This window comes from Georgenia sunbinii, from assembly GCF_036421875.1.
Classification (GTDB): Bacteria; Actinomycetota; Actinomycetes; order Actinomycetales; family Actinomycetaceae; genus Georgenia_B; species Georgenia_B sunbinii.
In genome coordinates, this window is record NZ_JAZGOL010000005.1 from 46,517 (window position 1) to 61,561 (window position 15,045).

Consider the following 15,045-nt stretch of genomic DNA (forward strand, 5'->3'; position numbering starts at 1 on the left):
GAAGCTCACCGAAGCCCTGCGAGGCTGACCCGGGCGTGCCGGGGCCGGGCGACCGGCCCCGGCAGGGCGGTTCCTCCGCAGATATCTCGATGTCGAGTAATCTCGGAGGATGGCACTCCCGGGCGACACCCAGCCGACTCAGGACGAGGTCGACCGGATCGTCGCGGCCTGGGGACGGGAACGGCCGGACCTCGACCCGAGGCCGCTGCACATCTTCTCCCGGGTGTCGCGCCTCTCCCGCCACCTCGACCTCGCCCGCCGTCGCGCCTTCACCGACCACGACCTCGAGGGCTGGGAGTTCGACGTGCTGTCGGCGCTGCGCCGCGCCGGTGAGCCCTACGAGCTGACCGCCGGCCGGCTGCTCACCGAGACCCTCGTCTCCTCGGGCACGATGACTCACCGGATCGACCGGATGGTCGATCACGGCCTCGTCGTGCGCGCGGTCGGCGCCACCGACCGCCGGGTGGTGCTCGTGCGCCTCACCGAGCACGGCCGGACCAAGGTCGATGCCGCGATGGCCGACCTCCTCGACTCCGAGCAGGAGCTCCTCGCCCAGCTCGACGACGACGAGGTCGCCCTGCTCACCAGCCTGCTGCGCCGCCTCACCCTCCCCTTCGAGACCTGACGCCCGCGCCGGGTGCGGGCTGCGGGCGCCGCCCCGCGCCGGCCGCGCGGCGGCGTCTCCGGGGCGCCTTACCCTGGAGCAGTGGCACATCTTCTCGGGGCCGAGTCCCTGCACCTGGAGTACCCGACCAAGCTCGTCCTCGACTCGGTGACCGTCGGGGTGGACCAGGGTGACCGGATCGGCATCGTCGGGCGCAACGGGGACGGCAAGTCCAGCCTGCTGCGGCTGCTCGCCGGCCGCATCGAGCCGAACGCCGGGCGGGTCACCCGCCGCGGCGGCGTGCAGATGGCGGTGCTCGACCAGGGCGACACCCTCGACCCGACGGCCACCGTGGGCTTCGCCGTCGTCGGTGACCGCGCCGAGCACGAGTGGGCCGGCGACCCCCGGGTCCGCGACGTCATCTCCGGGCTGGTGAGCGACCTGTCGTGGGACGCGACTGTTGGCAGCCTCAGCGGTGGCCAGCGGCGCCGGGTGGCGCTGGCCGCGCTCCTCGTCGGTGACTGGGACGTCATCGGCCTCGACGAGCCGACCAACCACCTCGACGTCGAGGGCATCACCTGGCTCGCCCGCCACCTGCAGCGGCGCTGGCCGGCCGCCACCGGCGGGCTGCTGGTCATCACTCACGACCGCTGGTTCCTCGACGAGGTCGCCACCACCACCTGGGAGGTGCACGACGGCGTCGTCGACCCCTTCGAGGGCGGGTACGCCGCCTACGTGCTGCAGCGGGTGGAGCGTGACCGGCAGGCCGCCTCCAGCGAGGCGAAGCGGCAGAACCTCATGCGCAAGGAGCTGGCGTGGCTGCGCCGCGGCGCGCCGGCCCGCACCGCCAAGCCGAAGTTCCGCATCGAGGCCGCGAACCAGCTCATCGCCGACGTGCCGCCGATCCGCGACCGCGTCGAGCTCACCAAGATGGCGACGGCGCGGCTCGGCAAGGACGTCATTGACCTGCTCGACGTCTCGGTGGCCTTCGACCGGCCGGTGCTGCGCGAGGTCGAGTGGCGGATCGCGCCCGGGGAACGCACCGGCATCCTCGGTGCCAACGGCTCGGGCAAGTCCACCCTCCTCAACGTCATCGCCGGCACGCAGGCGCCGGACTCCGGACGCGTCAAGCGCGGCAAGACGGTCAAGCTCGGTGTGCTGGACCAGGAGTTCGCCAACCTCGTCGAGATCGCCGGGGACCGGGTACGCGAGGTACTGGCCCGGACTCAGGCGACGTTCGTCGTCGATGGCAAGGACATGACGCCGGCCCAGCTGCTCGAGCGTCTGGGCTTCGCGAAGGAGCAGCTCTCGACGCGGGTCGGTGAGCTCTCCGGCGGCCAGCAGCGGCGCCTCCAGCTGCTCCTGCTGCTGCTCGCCGAGCCCAACGTGCTCATCCTCGACGAGCCGTCCAACGACGTCGACACCGACATGCTCACCGCGATGGAGGACCTGCTCGACTCCTGGCCGGGGACGCTCATCGTGGTCTCTCACGACCGCTACCTGCTCGAGCGGGTGACCGACCAGCAGTACGCGATCGTCGACGGCCGGCTGCGCCACCTGCCCGGCGGGGTGGACGAGTACCTGCGGCTGCGGGCCGCCGAGCCGGCGGGCACCGGGGCAGCTCCGCTGCGCGGCGACGACGCGCCCGCGGCCGACGCCGGCGGCGGGCTCTCGGGCCGCGAGCTGCGCGAGGCGACCAAGGAGCTGGCGTCCCTGGAGCGCCGGATGGAGCGGATGCGCGCCACCGCCGCCGAGGCCCGCCGCAAGCTCGTGGACATCGACCAGTCCGACTATGTCGCCATCGCCGCCGAGATGGCGGAGATCACCCGGCTGGAGGACGAGGCCGACACCCTCGAGGACCGTTGGCTGGACCTCGCCGACCAGCTCGGCTGAGCGCCGCACCGGCTCGGCCGAGCGCCGCACCCGCTCGGCCGAGGGGCGACGCGGCTCAGTCGATCTTGCCGATCGGCTGACGCTTCTCGGCCTGGAACACGTCCTCGGTGCGGCCCCGCGCCCAGTAGCCGGAGATGGAGGTCGCCTCGCGGGGGATCTCGCGGCGACGCAGCACCGCACGGGCGGCCTTGATGGACTCCCGCTCCCCGTGCACGAACACCTGGACGTCTTCGGCGACCACGCCGGGCTCGGCCGACCAAGGCCCGGCGTCGAGCGCACGGGCGAGGAAGTCGACGTCGTCGGTGTCGGGGTTGACCAGCCACTGGACCTGGACCTGGCTGGGGCTCACCAGCTCGATGATGTCTGCCTCGTCCTCGACCTCCAGGTGGGCGACGCCGCGTGCGGACGCCGGCAGCGCCTCGAGGGCGTTGGCGATCGCCGGCACCGCTGACAGGTCCCCGGCGAGCACGTGCCAGCCGGCCGCCGGGTCGGGCATGTAGCCACCGCCGGGGCCGGAGAGCACGAGCTGGTCGCCGGGCACCGCGGCGGCTGCCCACGGCGCGGCGAGGCCGGTGTCCCCGTGGACGACGAAGTCGATGGCGATCCGGCGGGCGGGCCGGTCGACCCACCGCACGGTGTAGGTGCGCGTCACCGGGCGCTGCTCGGGCGGCAGCGTCTCGCGCAGCGCGGCCATGTCGTAGGGCGGCTCGAGGCCGAGCGCGGGGTCGACGAACACCAGCTTGACGTAGGCGTCGGTGGCACCGTTGTCGGAGAACTGCGCCAGTGACTCCCCGGTGGCGACCACCCGCACCAGGTGTGGCCCGATCTGCTCGGTCGAGACCACGGTGAGGACGTGCTGCGGGCGCGCGGGACGGGGGCGCCGCTGGTCGGGGGCGGTGGTTGGTGTCGTCATCGGTCGGACCCTCTCGGTCGGGGGCGGGGCCGGTGGCAGGCAGCTGCGCCCACCGGCGCGGTGATCAGTCCTCGCGCTGGACGTGCTCGAGGACGCGTGCGCCGTGTGTCGGCGCGGTGACGGTGAGGACGTCGTCGGCCACCTGCGCGGCGCGCAGCACGCTGGCGACGGACTGGGCGTGGGAGGCATCGATGCACAGCGCCGCGACCGTGGGCCCGGAGCCGGAGACCACGGCGGCGAGGGCGCCGGCACGGTCGGTGGCCGCGAGGACGTCGGCGAGCTCGGGACGCAGCTCGAGCGCCGCCTCCTCGAGGTCGTTGGCAAGGTGCCGGGCGAGCTGGAGCGGGTCGCCGGCGCGCAGCGCGGCCAGCAGGTCGTCGTCGAGCTCGGGCGGCGCGGCGGTCCGCCCGCCGAGCTCGTCGAACTCCGCGAACACCGTCGGTGTCGGCGTCCCGCGGGCCTGGGTGGCCAGCACCCAGTGGTAGGTGCCGCTGCTCATCGCAGACGTGACGACGTCGCCGCGGCCGGTGCCGACGGCGGTGAGCCCGGTGAGGGCGAACGGGACGTCGGCGCCGAGCTGGCCGCCGAGCGCCACGAGCTCCGCGCGGTCGAGCCCCAGGCCCCACAGCTGGTCGCAGGCGAGCAGCGCCGCGGCGGCGTCAGCGGAGCCGCCGCCCATGCCGCCACCGACGGGGACCCGCTTGACGATCTCCAGGTGCGCGCCCGCCGTGGCGCCGGTGGTCTCGCGCAGCAGCTCCGCCGCCCGTACCGCGAGGTTGGTGGCGTCGGTGGGAACGGCCGCGGCGCCGCGGCCGACGACGCTCAGCGTGAGCTCGCCGTCGGACGCGCCCGTCCGGGTCGCGGTGACGTCCTCGTAGAGGTCGACGGCCTGGAACACGGTGGTGAGCGGGTGGTAGCCGGTGCTGTCCGGCGCGCCGACCCGTAGCGCGAGGTTGATCTTCCCCGGGGCGCGTACGTGGACGGACTCGGTCATCGAGCCTCCTGCGCCGCCGACGGCACGGGACGGTGCTCGGCGATCCGGGCGAAGTCGACGATGCCGAGACGCTCACCGCGCAGCGTCGGGTCCAGCCCGGCGGCGGTCACCGCCTCGGCGGCCAGCACCGGTGAACCTGCCCAGCCAGCCAGCGCGGACCGCAGCGTCTTGCGCCGCTGCCCGAAGGCGGCGTCGACGACGGCGAACACCTCGGCGCGCCCCGCGGTGGTCGACGGCGGGTCGCGGCGCTCGAGCCGGACGAGCGCGGAGTCGACGTTGGGCACCGGCCAGAACACCGTCCGGCCGATCGTCGCCGAGCGCTGGGTGTCGGCGTACCAGGCGGCCTTGGCTGACGGCACCCCGTAGGTGCGCGAGCCCGGCGGCGCGGCGAGCCGGTCGGCGACCTCGGCCTGCACCATCACCAGGCCGCTGCGCAGGCTCGGCATCCGCTCGAGGAGGGTGAGCAGGACGGGTACCGCGACGTTGTACGGCAGGTTGGCGACGAGCGCGTCCGGCGCGGCCGGTGTCCCGTCGGGCAGCGCGGGCAGCTCGGTGACCGCCATCGCGTCGGCTTCGACCACGGTCAGCCGGCCGGCGGCGTCCGGCATCCGTTGCGCGACGGTGCCGGGCAACGCGGCGGCCAGCACCGGGTCGATCTCGATGGCGACGACGTGCGCGCCGGTCGCCAGCAGCGCCAGGGTGAGCGAGCCCAGTCCCGGCCCGACCTCGAGGACGACGTCGCCCGGGCCGGTACCGGCGATCCGCACGATCCGTCGAACGGTGCCGGCGTCGACGACGAAGTTCTGCCCGAGCGTCTTGGTCGGGCGGATGCCCAGCCGGGCGGCGAGCGCGCGGACGTCAGCGGGGCCGAGGAGTGCCGCCGGTGGCGGCGCCTCTCCGCTCACCCCGGCGGGCGGGGGCACCGGGGCGGCCGGCTGCGGGTCAGTCACGTCCTCGAGCGTAGCCGCAACCACCGCAGGCGCCGACGAGCCGCCGCGGCCGGGGCGGCGGCGGCTCCTCGTCAGGCGGCGGCTCAGCGCAGCCCGAGGCTGGCCGAGCAGGCGGGCCACTGGCCCCAGCCGGACCGGGCCTGGAGCGCCTGGGCGCGCTGGGTCTGCTCCGCGGGCGATGCCTGCGACGGCAGCCCGCTGCCGCCGACCGACTGCCAGGTGCCCACCGAGAACTGGTAGAGCCCGTGGTAGAGGCCGTTGGCACTGACGATGCTCGGGTTGCCACCGGACTCGCACTGCGCGAGGGACGCCCACACACCGCCGGAGACCCCGCCGCCGGAGGAGCCGGACGAACCGGAGTCCGAAGAGCCGGAGGACGACGAACCAGAAGACGAGGAACCAGAAGACGAGGAACCGGAGGACGACGAGCTCGACGGGGCCGGGGTGCTGGGCCGCGCGACCGGACGCTCCTTGGTGCCGACCGCGACCACCCGTGCGACCGGCTCGCGCACGGTGACGTAGCTGCTGGGGTCGCTGACCGACTCGTCCTCGCCGGTGAGCACCGCCAGCCGGGCGCGCACCCGACGGCCCTCCTCGCCCTCCTCGACCACGCGGGTCTCGCCGACGTAGAGGGAGTCGTCCTGCCGCTCGGTGGTGTCGAACGGGATGGACTCGGCGTCCGCGCGCAGGGTGTGGGCCACCCGCGTGACGATCAGCTGCGCGACGCCGTCGTTGCCGGTGGTGACGACGGCGTCGTCGAGCTTGCCGAGGGTCACCTCCGCGAGGGCGAGGACGTCGTCGACGTGAGCCTCGTCCTTCGGCGTCACCCGGATCGTCTCGCCGTCGACGACGACGTCGACCGGCTCACCGTCGACGAGCGGCATGTCCAGCGCGCGGCGGGTGCCGTCCAGCGACCGGGAGGCGGCCACCGTGACGGCACGGCCGGCCTCACCGACGGTGTGGATGGCGTCCGCGGTCGTCTGCGCGGTGGTCCACACCTCGCGCGGCTCCCCGTTGACGTCCACCTGGATCTGTTGCGCGGAGCGCACGACGACGAGCGCGCCGTCATGCAGCGGCTCCTGCGGGGCGGGCCCGACGGCGTCGTGCTCCCCGGGCTCGATGTCCTGCTCGGTGAGCAACCCGTCGACCGAACCGGCGAAAGTCGTCACCGTGGTCTGCACACCGTCGATGTCGAGCTCGACGGTCTTGTGCGCGGTGGCGACGGCCACGCCACCACCGATGAGCATCGGGACCGCGACCAGCCCGGCGACGAGGGCGCGGCGCCGGCGGCGGGGGCGGGCAGCCGACTGGTCGTCGAGCGACGGCGTCGGCTCGGGGTAGAGGTTCTCGGGCACGGCTGGAGTCGAGGGCACAGGATTCCTTGGGTAGCAGGTCCGGCACAGACGAGGGCCTGACGGAGAGCTGGGCCCGGAGGGTGCGCGGCGAGTGCGCGCACTGTCTGATCCGGCGGTGAGTCGCGGGCAGCGACCGGGGCCTCGCCAGAGACCCGCCAACGAATGTAACCGGATCGTTACGCGTCGGTCTACGTGAGGTCGCTCACGCGGGGTAGCGGGTCAGTGGATCAGTACCAACCGCGGGCGTGGCTGTGAGAGAGCGCACCGCACGGGGTGCCGTAGCGGCCGGCGATGTAGTCCAGCCCCCAGGTGATCTGGGTGGCCGGGTTGGTCCGCCAGTCGGAACCGGCCGAGGCCATCTTCGACCCCGGCAGCGACTGTGGGATGCCGTAGGCGCCCGAGCTCGGGTTCTCGGCGGTGGTCCGCCAGTTCGACTCGCGCTCCCACAGCTGGTCGAGGCACTGGAACTGGTCGCCGCCCCAGCCGCGGGCGCCGGCCAGCTCGGCGCCGATCGCGCGGGTGTCGCCGCTGCTGAAGGTGGGGACAGGTGCGTCGCCGGACGAGCCCGAGGAGCTGCTGCTGGACGCGGCGGGGGGCGCGACCGGCTCCGGCTCCGGCTCTGGCTCGGCGGTGCCGACCCGGATGACCTCGTCGACCCGCTCGCTGAGCACCGCGCGGGCGATGACCTCGCGGTCCTCCTCGCCCTCGCCGCGGCGGGTGATCCGCACGGTCGTGGCGGTGACGCCGTCGACGCCCTCGGTGAGGACCTCCCGCTCGCCCGTGAGGAGCGAGCCGTCCTCCTCCTCGATGGTCTCGAACGGGTCGGTGTCGGTCTCGTGCCGGTCGTGCGCCACGACCGAGGTGATCGCGATCGTCATGCCCGGCGAGAGCCGCTGGCCCATGGGCACCGACACCACGTCGTCGGCGTCGACGAGCACGCCGGCCTCGAGCAGCGCCTCGGCAACCGTCGTCGCCGAGGTCGTCAGCTGCTGCGGCTCGCCGTCGACGACGATCTCGATCGCGGCGCCGGGCAGCGGGACCCGGGACTCGAAGCGGGAGGCGACGGCGGAGCCGGCCGCGTGCCGCTCGACGGCGTCGCCCCGGCCCTCGAAGGCGGCGGCGGTCACCGGCGCGAGCGGCTGGGTCGTCGTCGACGGGGTCGCGACGGCGAAGGCGAGGGTGCCGCCGACGATGGCGGTGAGCACCGCGCCGCGCAGGCCGCGGCGGGCGGCGTGCTGCAGGCGGTGGGCGGGCGGAACGACCTCACGGTGTCTCGCCCGGGGTTCGAGATCGGGCACGGCTGGTCCTGTCTGAGGGAGGGCGCCCGGCCGACGACGTCGACCGAGCGTGACTGACCTGTGGTAGACCGTAACCGATTCGTGACCTGATCCCAAGTGCCGATCGGGCAGCGGTGGACGCCGAGAGTGCTACCAGGTGCCGTAGACGGCCTCGGTGGTGGCGGTCAGCTGGTGGCACAGCCGGGTGAGGTCGGTGCCGGTCTCCTCGGCCAGCCGGCGGACGGTCAGCGGCATGAGGTACGGGCCGTTGGGCCGGCCCCGGTAGGGCGCGGCGGTGAGGTAGGGCGCATCGGTCTCGACAAGCAGCAGCTCGACCGGCACCTCGCGCAGCGCCGCCCGGAGCGGGTCGTTGGCCTTGAAGGTCACCGGGCCGGCGACCGAGAGGTACCAGCCGTGCTCGGCGCAGCGCCGGGCCAGCTCCACGTCTCCGGAGAAGCAGTGGAACACCGTCCGGGCGGGGGCGCCGTCGGTGAGGAGGACGTCGACGACGTCGGCGTGCGCCTCCCGGTCGTGGATCTGCACCGGCAGGTCGAGCTCCTTGGCCAGCGCGAGGTGGGCCCGGAAGGACTCCCGCTGCACCCGCCGGGCCTGCTCCCCGCCCCGGAAGAAGTCGAGGCCGGTCTCGCCGATCGCCCGGACCCGCTCGTCGCGGGCAAGCTCGGCGACCCGGGCGACGGCGTCGTCCAGGGACGTCTCGTGGCGCGGCGCGACGGCGGGGTCCAGGCCGTCCGGCGCGACCTCCCGGATGCCGGCGTGGAGCGGCGCCTCGTTCGGGTGGATCGCCAGCGAGGCGACGACCTGCGGGTGCTCGTGGGCCAGCGCGACGCTCGGCGCGAGGGTGTCGAGGTCGCAGCCGACCTGCACCATCCGGGTGACGCCCACCTCAGCGGCACGTGCGAGGTGCTCCGCGACGCTCAGCGGCGCCATGCCGTCCCGGACGCCCGGGTCGTCGTCGGCGCCCACCGGGAAGTGGGTGTGGTTGTCGATGACCGGTGCGGGCAGCGGCTCCGGGACCGGTGGCCAGCCGCGCTCCTTGCGGCTCACGGCTCGACGCCGAGGCGGGTGAGCTCCTCGGCGACGATCGAGTCGTCGAGCTTGGTGAAGATCGGCGCCGGCTTGCCGACCGGCTCCCCCACCCGGACCGGGCGCTGCCCCCACGTCGGCACCCCGGAGTAGTCGCCGGTGATGACCGGGTAGCCCGGCCCGCCGTCGAGGTCCTCGACCTCCTCGAGCCGCGGCAGCGGGGCGACGTCGCCGGTACCGCCGATGGCGGCGTCGACGGCGTTGGCGCTGTGCGGCAGGAACGGGCTGAGCATGATGTTGAGGTCGCTGACCGCCTGCACGGCGACGTGGAGGATGGTCGCGCGGCGCTCCTGCTGCCCCTCGTCCTTGAGCTTGTAGGGCTCGGTGGCGGTGATGTACTTGTTCGCCTCGCCCACGAGGCGCATCACCTCGCCGAGCGCGGCACGCTGACGGTGCCGGCCGATGAGGTCGCCGACGGCGTCGAAGCCGGCGGCGATCTGCTGCTGCAGCGCGCGGTCGACCTCGGTGAGCTCGCCGACGGCCGGCACCTGCCCGACGTTCTTGTGGATCATCGACGCGGTCCGGTTGACGAGGTTGCCCCACCCGGCGACGAGCTCGCCGTTGGTGCGGTTGAGGAACTCCGCCCAGGTGAAGTCGCTGTCGTGGGTCTCCGGCCCGGCCGCGGAGATGAAGTAGCGCAGGGCGTCGGGCTGATAGCGCTCGAGCACGTCACGCACGTAGATGACGACGCCGCGCGAGGAGGAGAACTTCTTGCCCTCCATGGTGAGGAACTCGCTGGAGACGACCTCGGTGGGCAGGTTGAGCTCGCCGTAGACGCCCCGGGTACCGCCACGGGAGCCCTCGCCGTTGTGGGCGAGCATCTCCGCGGGCCAGATCTGGGAGTGGAAGACGATGTTGTCCTTGCCCATGAAGTAGTACGACAGTGCCTCGGGGTCGTTCCACCACTGGCGCCAGGCCTCGGGGTCCCCCGTGCGTCGCGCCCACTCGATCGAGGCCGACAGGTAGCCGATGACGGCGTCGAACCACACGTACAACCGCTTGGCAGGGTCCTCGCGCCAGCCGTCGAGCGGCACCGGGATGCCCCAGTCGATGTCGCGGGTCATCGCCCGCGGCCTGATCTCCTCGAGGATGTTCTGGGAGAAGCGGATGACGTTGGGCCGCCACGTGCCCGACGCCTCGCGGCCGTCGAGCCACTCGGCGAGCGCGTCAGCGAGCGCCGGCAGGTCGAGGAAGAAGTGCTGGGTCGAGACGAACTCCGGCGTCTCGCCGTTGATCCGCGAGTGCGGGTCGATGAGGTCGGTGGGGTCGAGCTGGTTGCCGCAGTTGTCGCACTGGTCGCCACGGGCCCCGGTGTACTTGCAGATCGGGCAGGTGCCCTCGATGTAGCGGTCGGGCAGCGTGCGGCCGGTCGACGGGGAGATCGCGCTCTCGGTGGTCTGCTCGACCATGTAGCCGTTGGCGTGGACCGCTTGGAACATCTCCTGGACGACGGCGTAGTGGTTGGACGTCGTCGTCCGCGTGAACAGGTCGTAGGAGAGCCCGAGCGCGACGAGGTCCTCGACGATGAGCCGGTTGTTGCGGTCCGCGAGCTCCTTGGCGCTGACCCCCGCGGCGTCGGCGGCGACGAGGATCGGCGTGCCGTGCTCGTCGGTGCCCGAGACCATGAGGACGTCGTGGCCGGCCATGCGCATGTAGCGGGAGAAGACGTCCGAGGGGACACCGAAGCCGGCCACGTGCCCGATGTGCCGCGGGCCGGAGGCGTAGGGCCAGGCCACCGCCGAGAGAATATGCGTCATGGCGCCAGCCTAGTTGCGCCGTGCCGGTTCGCGTCGGCCCGGCCCGGCCGGTGGGCACCGGGACGCCGCCCGCGCTGCCCTCACCGGGCGGTGGAGGCGACCATCTCGACGCCGGCCGCGCGCAGCTCTTCGCGGGCGGCGGCGCCCTGCTCGGGGCTGACCGGCACGGTGAGGTCGGTGAGCACCCGCGCCGCCATCCCGAGCCGCACCGCGTCCAGCGCCGTCTCCTTGACGCAGTGCGACTCCACGAGACCGACGACGTCGACCGCCCTCACCCCGTCGAGGACCTGCGCGAGCGTCCGGCCCTCGGCGTCGGTGCCCTCGAACCCGGAGTACGCGGCGGCGTACTCGCCCTTGCGCACCGCGGCGTCGGCGCCCAGGTCCGCCAGCGCCGGGTGGAGCTCGGCCTCCGCGGTGCCGGCGATACCGTGCGGCGGCCAGGTGTCGATGAAGTCCGGCTCGGCCGGCGGCCGCGCGAAGTGCCGGCCGGGGTCGATGTGCCAGTCCTGGGTGGTGACGACGAGCGCGTACTCCGACCGGTGCGCGGCGACGAAGTCGGCGATCGCCTCGCACACCGCGTTCGCACCGGGTGACGGCAGCGCGCCGCCCTCGCAGAACGTCGGCTGGGCGTCGACGACGAGCAGGGCGCGGGTCTGGTCTGACATGCCACTCATCGTGGCAGACCAGGCGACGCCACAGCCACCCTCCAGAACCCTGCCACGGCGCGCCGTTCCGCCCTAGACTCCTGCCATGGCGGCGACACCGGGGACGAGCAGCTGGACGATGGCGGGCATCGACACCGCCGTGCAGCTCACCGGTGGTGTGCTCGTCGGTGACGACGGGTCCCCGACCGCCACGCGGGCGCTGCGCTACGCCGTCGAGGAGGCCGCCCGCCGGGGCGTCGCCGTCCATGCGGTCCGCGCCTGGACCATCCCGACGGCGGTACGTCCGCCGGACGCCCCGTTCGGGACCACGCCGTCGGTCGTCGAGCTGCAGGACGCCACCGCTGCCGAGGTGCGGCGCCGGCTGGCCGAGGCGATCGGCGACCGGGACGACGTCACCGGCGAGGCCCACGCCGTCCACGGCCGGCCCGACCGGGTGCTCATCGCCGCCGCGGAGCACGCCGACGTGCTCGTCGTCGGCACCCGGGGCCGTTCGAAGATCGGCACCTTGCTCGTGGGGTCGATCGCGGCGGCCTGCATCCGCGAGGCACCGGTGCCGGTGATCGTCGCCCGGTAGCGCCGTGCTCCGCTCGGGTCAGTCGGTGCGGGCGACTCAGTCGGCGCGGGCGGTGAGGGCCGCCTCGTAGAGCGCACGGGTACGTAGGCCGGTCGCGGCGGCGACCTCCGCGGCGGCGTCCTTGAGCCGCTGCCCGCCATCGACCCGGGCGAGCACCTCCGCGAGGTGGTCCTCGACGGTGGCCGCTCGCGGGGTCGCGCCGGCGACGACGACGGTGACCTCCCCGCGCACGCCGTCCTGCGCCCACCGGGCCAGCTCGGCCAGCCCGCCGCGGCGGACCTCCTCGTAGGTCTTGGTCATCTCCCGGCACACCGCGGCCGGGCGGTCGGCGCCCAGCGCCTGCGCCATCGCCTCCAGGGTGACCGCCAGCCGGTGCGGGGACTCGAAGAAGACCATGGTGCGCCGCTCGTCGGCGAGCGCGGTCAGCGCCCGCTGCCGCTCTCCGGGCTTGCGGGGCACGAAGCCCTCGAAGCAGAACCGGTCGGTCGCCAGCCCGGAGATCGCCAGCGCGGTGAGCACCGCGCTGGGACCGGGCAGCACGCTCACCGCGACGCCCGCCTCGGCGGCCGCGGCCACGAGCCGGTAGCCCGGATCGGACACCGAGGGCATGCCGGCGTCGGAGACGACGAGCACCCGGTCACCGGCCGACGCCCGCTCGAGCAACGTCGGCACCCGCTCGTGCTCGTTGTGCTCGTGGAAGCTCATCACCCGGCCCGGCACCGCGACTCCTAGCCGCCGGGCCAGCGCCATCAGCCGCCGGGTGTCCTCCGCGGCGACGACGTCGGCCTGCTCCAGCGCCCACCGCAGCCGCGGCGGGGCGTCGGCCACGTCCCCGATCGGGGTGGCGGCGAGGAGGATCTGGCCGCCCTCGCCGCGCCACGGCGTGCCGGTGGCCTCGAGCTCGGCATCGGGTTCGGCTGCGTCGTCCACCCGTGCAGTGTCTCCCACCGATGCCGAGGCCGTCGTCCGGCGCCCGGGCCGACACCTACACTCGCCCCGTGAGCACGCCCCGTCCTGCCGGCCCCGCCCCCGACCTCGCCGCCTCGCCGGTCGACGACGAGGACGCGCGGGCCGTCGCCACGACGGTCGACCGCCGCAGCGCCGACGAGATCGAGGTCGACCTCCGTTCCCGGCTGCTGCGCGCCCGGCCGACCGACCGGCTGTGGGGCTGGCTCGGCCCGCTCGTCGTCGCCGCGATCGCCGCCGTGCTGCGGCTGGTCAACCTCAACCACCCCACCCGGTTGATCTTCGACGAGACGTACTACGTCAAGCAGGCCTACTCGCTGCTCACCCTGGGCTACGAGGGGCAGTGGGAGGCCGAGGACGCCAACGACCGGTTCAAGGAGGGCGACTTCTCCGACCTGTCGACCGAGGCGAACTACGTCGTCCACCCGCAGATCGGCAAGTGGCTGATCGCCGTCGGGCTGCGGCTGTTCGGCGCCGACAACGGCGCCGGCTGGCGCTTCTCCGCCGCGATCGCCGGCGCTGTCACCGTGCTCCTCCTCGCCCGCATCACCCGGCGACTGCTCGGCTCGACGCTGCTGGGGACGGTCGCCGGCTTCCTGCTGGCGATCGACGGGCTCCACCTCACCGGCTCCCGGATCGGGCTGCTCGACATCTTCCTCGGCATGTTCGTCGTCGCCGCGCTGGGCGCCGTCCTCCTCGACCGGGAGCAGAGCCGGCGCCGGCTCGCCCGCGCCGCCGCGGCGGACCTCGCGGCACGCGGCGACGGCCGACTCTCGGACCCGTGGGGGCCGCGCACCGGCTTCCGGTGGTGGCTGGTGCTCGCCGGCGTGCTGCTCGGGCTGGGCGCCGGCGTCAAGTGGTCCTCGATCTACGCACTGGCGGTCTTCGGGATCGTCGTCGTCGTGTGGGACCTGTGCGCCCGCCGGGCCATCGGCGCCCGGCTGTGGTTCGGGGCCGGGGTGTTCCGGGGCGGCGTCCCGGCGTTCGTCGCCCTCGTGCCGGTCGCCGCGGTGACCTACGTGCTCGGCTGGTTCTCCTGGTTCGCGTCCTCCGGCGGCTACCTGCGGCAGTGGGCCGCCGAGCAGTGGGCGCAGAACGGCACCGTCGAGCGGGCGTGGCTGCCGCACGCGCTCAACTCCTGGTGGGAGTACCACCGCCGGATGTGGGACTTCCACAACGGACTCGACAGCGAGCACTCCTACGAGGCCCATCCGGCCGGCTGGCTCCTCCAGCTGCGGCCGACCTCCTTCTACTGGCAGAGCCCGGCCCCGGGGGACCCGGACTGCGGCGCCGAGCGCTGCGTCCAGGCGATCAGCTCGGTGGGCAACCCAGCGATCTGGTGGCTCGGCGTCCTCGCGCTGGTCGTCGTGCTGTGGGCGGCGTTCGCGCGACGCGACTGGCGCGCCTGGGTGGTGCTCGCCGGCTACGCCGCCACCTACCTGCCGTGGTTCGCCTACTCCCACCGAACGATCTTCACCTTCTACGCCATCGCGCTGGCCCCGTTCGTCGCACTCGCGCTGACCTTCGCGATCGGCTGGCTCACCGGCCTGCTGCCACCGTTGCACGGCGGCTGGTCGCGGGCGCGCGGGCGAGGCGACGTCGCGCCGCTCGACGGCGGTGCGGTCCGCAGCGACGACCTCGTCGGGACGGCGCCGCGCACCCGGCCGGGCCTCGTGGTCATCGCCGCGGTGTGCCTGCTCGCGCTGGCGCTGTTCGTGTTCTTCTGGCCGGTGTGGACCGGCCAGACCCTGGCGTACGACGCGTGGCGCGCCCGGATGTGGCTCGGCAGCTTCTGGATCTGACCGGTTCCGCCGGGCGTGTCCGACCGCTTCCGCCGGGCATGACCGCGGCCTTCCCGCCTCGATGCGGACGGCAGAAGTGCTCTGGTACGGTGACGACCGGCGCGCGTGAACACGTCTGCGCGCCGGTATGACAGCGTGATCGCGGCAGTTCGACAGTGACCGAGCAGGGAGCGTGATGGGCGCCGGCCGCA

The 15,045-nt window shown here is 73.9% G+C and carries 13 protein-coding genes and 1 pseudogene; 4 read left to right on the forward strand and 10 right to left on the reverse strand.

The window, feature by feature from the left end; genetic code table 11:
• Positions 1-109: 109 nt before the first annotated feature.
• Positions 110-625, forward strand: coding sequence for a MarR family winged helix-turn-helix transcriptional regulator (locus V2J52_RS12950; protein ID WP_331228141.1), 516 nt, complete (start codon positions 110-112; stop codon positions 623-625).
• Positions 626-706: 81 nt separating this feature from the next.
• Positions 707-2,497 carry an ABC-F family ATP-binding cassette domain-containing protein gene (locus V2J52_RS12955; protein WP_331228142.1) on the forward strand — a complete coding sequence of 597 codons (1,791 nt, stop codon included), beginning with the start codon at positions 707-709 and terminating at the stop codon, positions 2,495-2,497.
• Positions 2,498-2,552: 55 nt separating this feature from the next.
• Here V2J52_RS12955 and V2J52_RS12960 read toward each other — a convergent pair whose 3' ends face one another.
• The 9 genes and pseudogenes from V2J52_RS12960 to V2J52_RS12995 all read right to left on the reverse strand — a co-directional run bounded on the left by V2J52_RS12960 (position 2,553) and on the right by V2J52_RS12995 (position 11,512).
• Complete coding sequence (locus V2J52_RS12960) at positions 2,553-3,410, reverse strand: siderophore-interacting protein (protein ID WP_331228143.1); 858 nt, start codon at positions 3,408-3,410, stop codon at positions 2,553-2,555.
• 64 nt (positions 3,411-3,474) lie between these two features.
• Positions 3,475-4,404, reverse strand: coding sequence for a 4-(cytidine 5'-diphospho)-2-C-methyl-D-erythritol kinase (locus tag V2J52_RS12965; RefSeq protein WP_331228144.1), 930 nt, complete (start codon positions 4,402-4,404; stop codon positions 3,475-3,477).
• Complete coding sequence (rsmA, locus tag V2J52_RS12970) at positions 4,401-5,309, reverse strand: 16S rRNA (adenine(1518)-N(6)/adenine(1519)-N(6))-dimethyltransferase RsmA (RefSeq protein WP_331228363.1); 909 nt, start codon at positions 5,307-5,309, stop codon at positions 4,401-4,403. Before rsmA ends, V2J52_RS12965 begins: the two co-directional genes overlap by 4 nt.
• Positions 5,310-5,437: 128 nt before the next feature.
• A complete protein-coding gene (locus tag V2J52_RS12975) occupies positions 5,438-6,727 on the reverse strand; it encodes a resuscitation-promoting factor (RefSeq protein ID WP_331228145.1) in 1,290 nt (429 codons plus the stop codon).
• A 209-nt stretch (positions 6,728-6,936) separates the two neighbouring features.
• Positions 6,937-7,611 (reverse strand): aggregation-promoting factor C-terminal-like domain-containing protein, encoded by a 675-nt coding sequence (locus V2J52_RS17130; RefSeq protein WP_491062111.1) that lies wholly within the window; start codon positions 7,609-7,611, stop codon positions 6,937-6,939.
• A gap of 12 nt (positions 7,612-7,623) precedes the next feature.
• A pseudogene (locus V2J52_RS17135) lies at positions 7,624-8,007 on the reverse strand (ubiquitin-like domain-containing protein); the annotation flags it as partial.
• A 129-nt stretch (positions 8,008-8,136) separates the two neighbouring features.
• Positions 8,137-9,051, reverse strand: coding sequence for a TatD family hydrolase (locus V2J52_RS12985; protein WP_331228147.1), 915 nt, complete (start codon positions 9,049-9,051; stop codon positions 8,137-8,139).
• On the reverse strand, positions 9,048-10,847 hold the full coding sequence (metG, locus tag V2J52_RS12990; RefSeq protein WP_331228148.1) for a methionine--tRNA ligase: 1,800 nt from the start codon (positions 10,845-10,847) through the stop codon (positions 9,048-9,050). The genes V2J52_RS12985 and metG overlap by 4 nt, the downstream gene beginning before the upstream one ends.
• An 80-nt stretch (positions 10,848-10,927) precedes the next feature.
• Positions 10,928-11,512, reverse strand: coding sequence for an isochorismatase family protein (locus V2J52_RS12995; protein WP_331228149.1), 585 nt, complete (start codon positions 11,510-11,512; stop codon positions 10,928-10,930).
• An 85-nt stretch (positions 11,513-11,597) separates the two neighbouring features.
• Between V2J52_RS12995 and V2J52_RS13000 the strand changes: the two genes are divergently transcribed.
• Positions 11,598-12,086: a universal stress protein gene (locus tag V2J52_RS13000; protein WP_331228150.1), complete on the forward strand. Its 489-nt coding sequence runs from the start codon at positions 11,598-11,600 to the stop codon at positions 12,084-12,086.
• 36 nt (positions 12,087-12,122) lie between these two features.
• On the opposite strand, the gene rsmI is transcribed toward V2J52_RS13000, so the two are convergent.
• The gene (gene rsmI / locus V2J52_RS13005; RefSeq protein ID WP_434056427.1) at positions 12,123-13,016 is read right to left on the reverse strand and encodes a 16S rRNA (cytidine(1402)-2'-O)-methyltransferase; all 894 of its coding nucleotides are present in this window, start codon (positions 13,014-13,016) and stop codon (positions 12,123-12,125) included.
• A 68-nt stretch (positions 13,017-13,084) separates the two neighbouring features.
• Here rsmI and V2J52_RS13010 point away from each other — a divergent pair, with 68 nt between their 5' ends.
• Positions 13,085-14,854, forward strand: a complete 1,770-nt coding sequence (locus tag V2J52_RS13010) for a dolichyl-phosphate-mannose--protein mannosyltransferase (protein WP_331228151.1) — start codon at positions 13,085-13,087, stop codon at positions 14,852-14,854.
• The last annotated feature ends 191 nt before the right edge of the window (positions 14,855-15,045 follow it).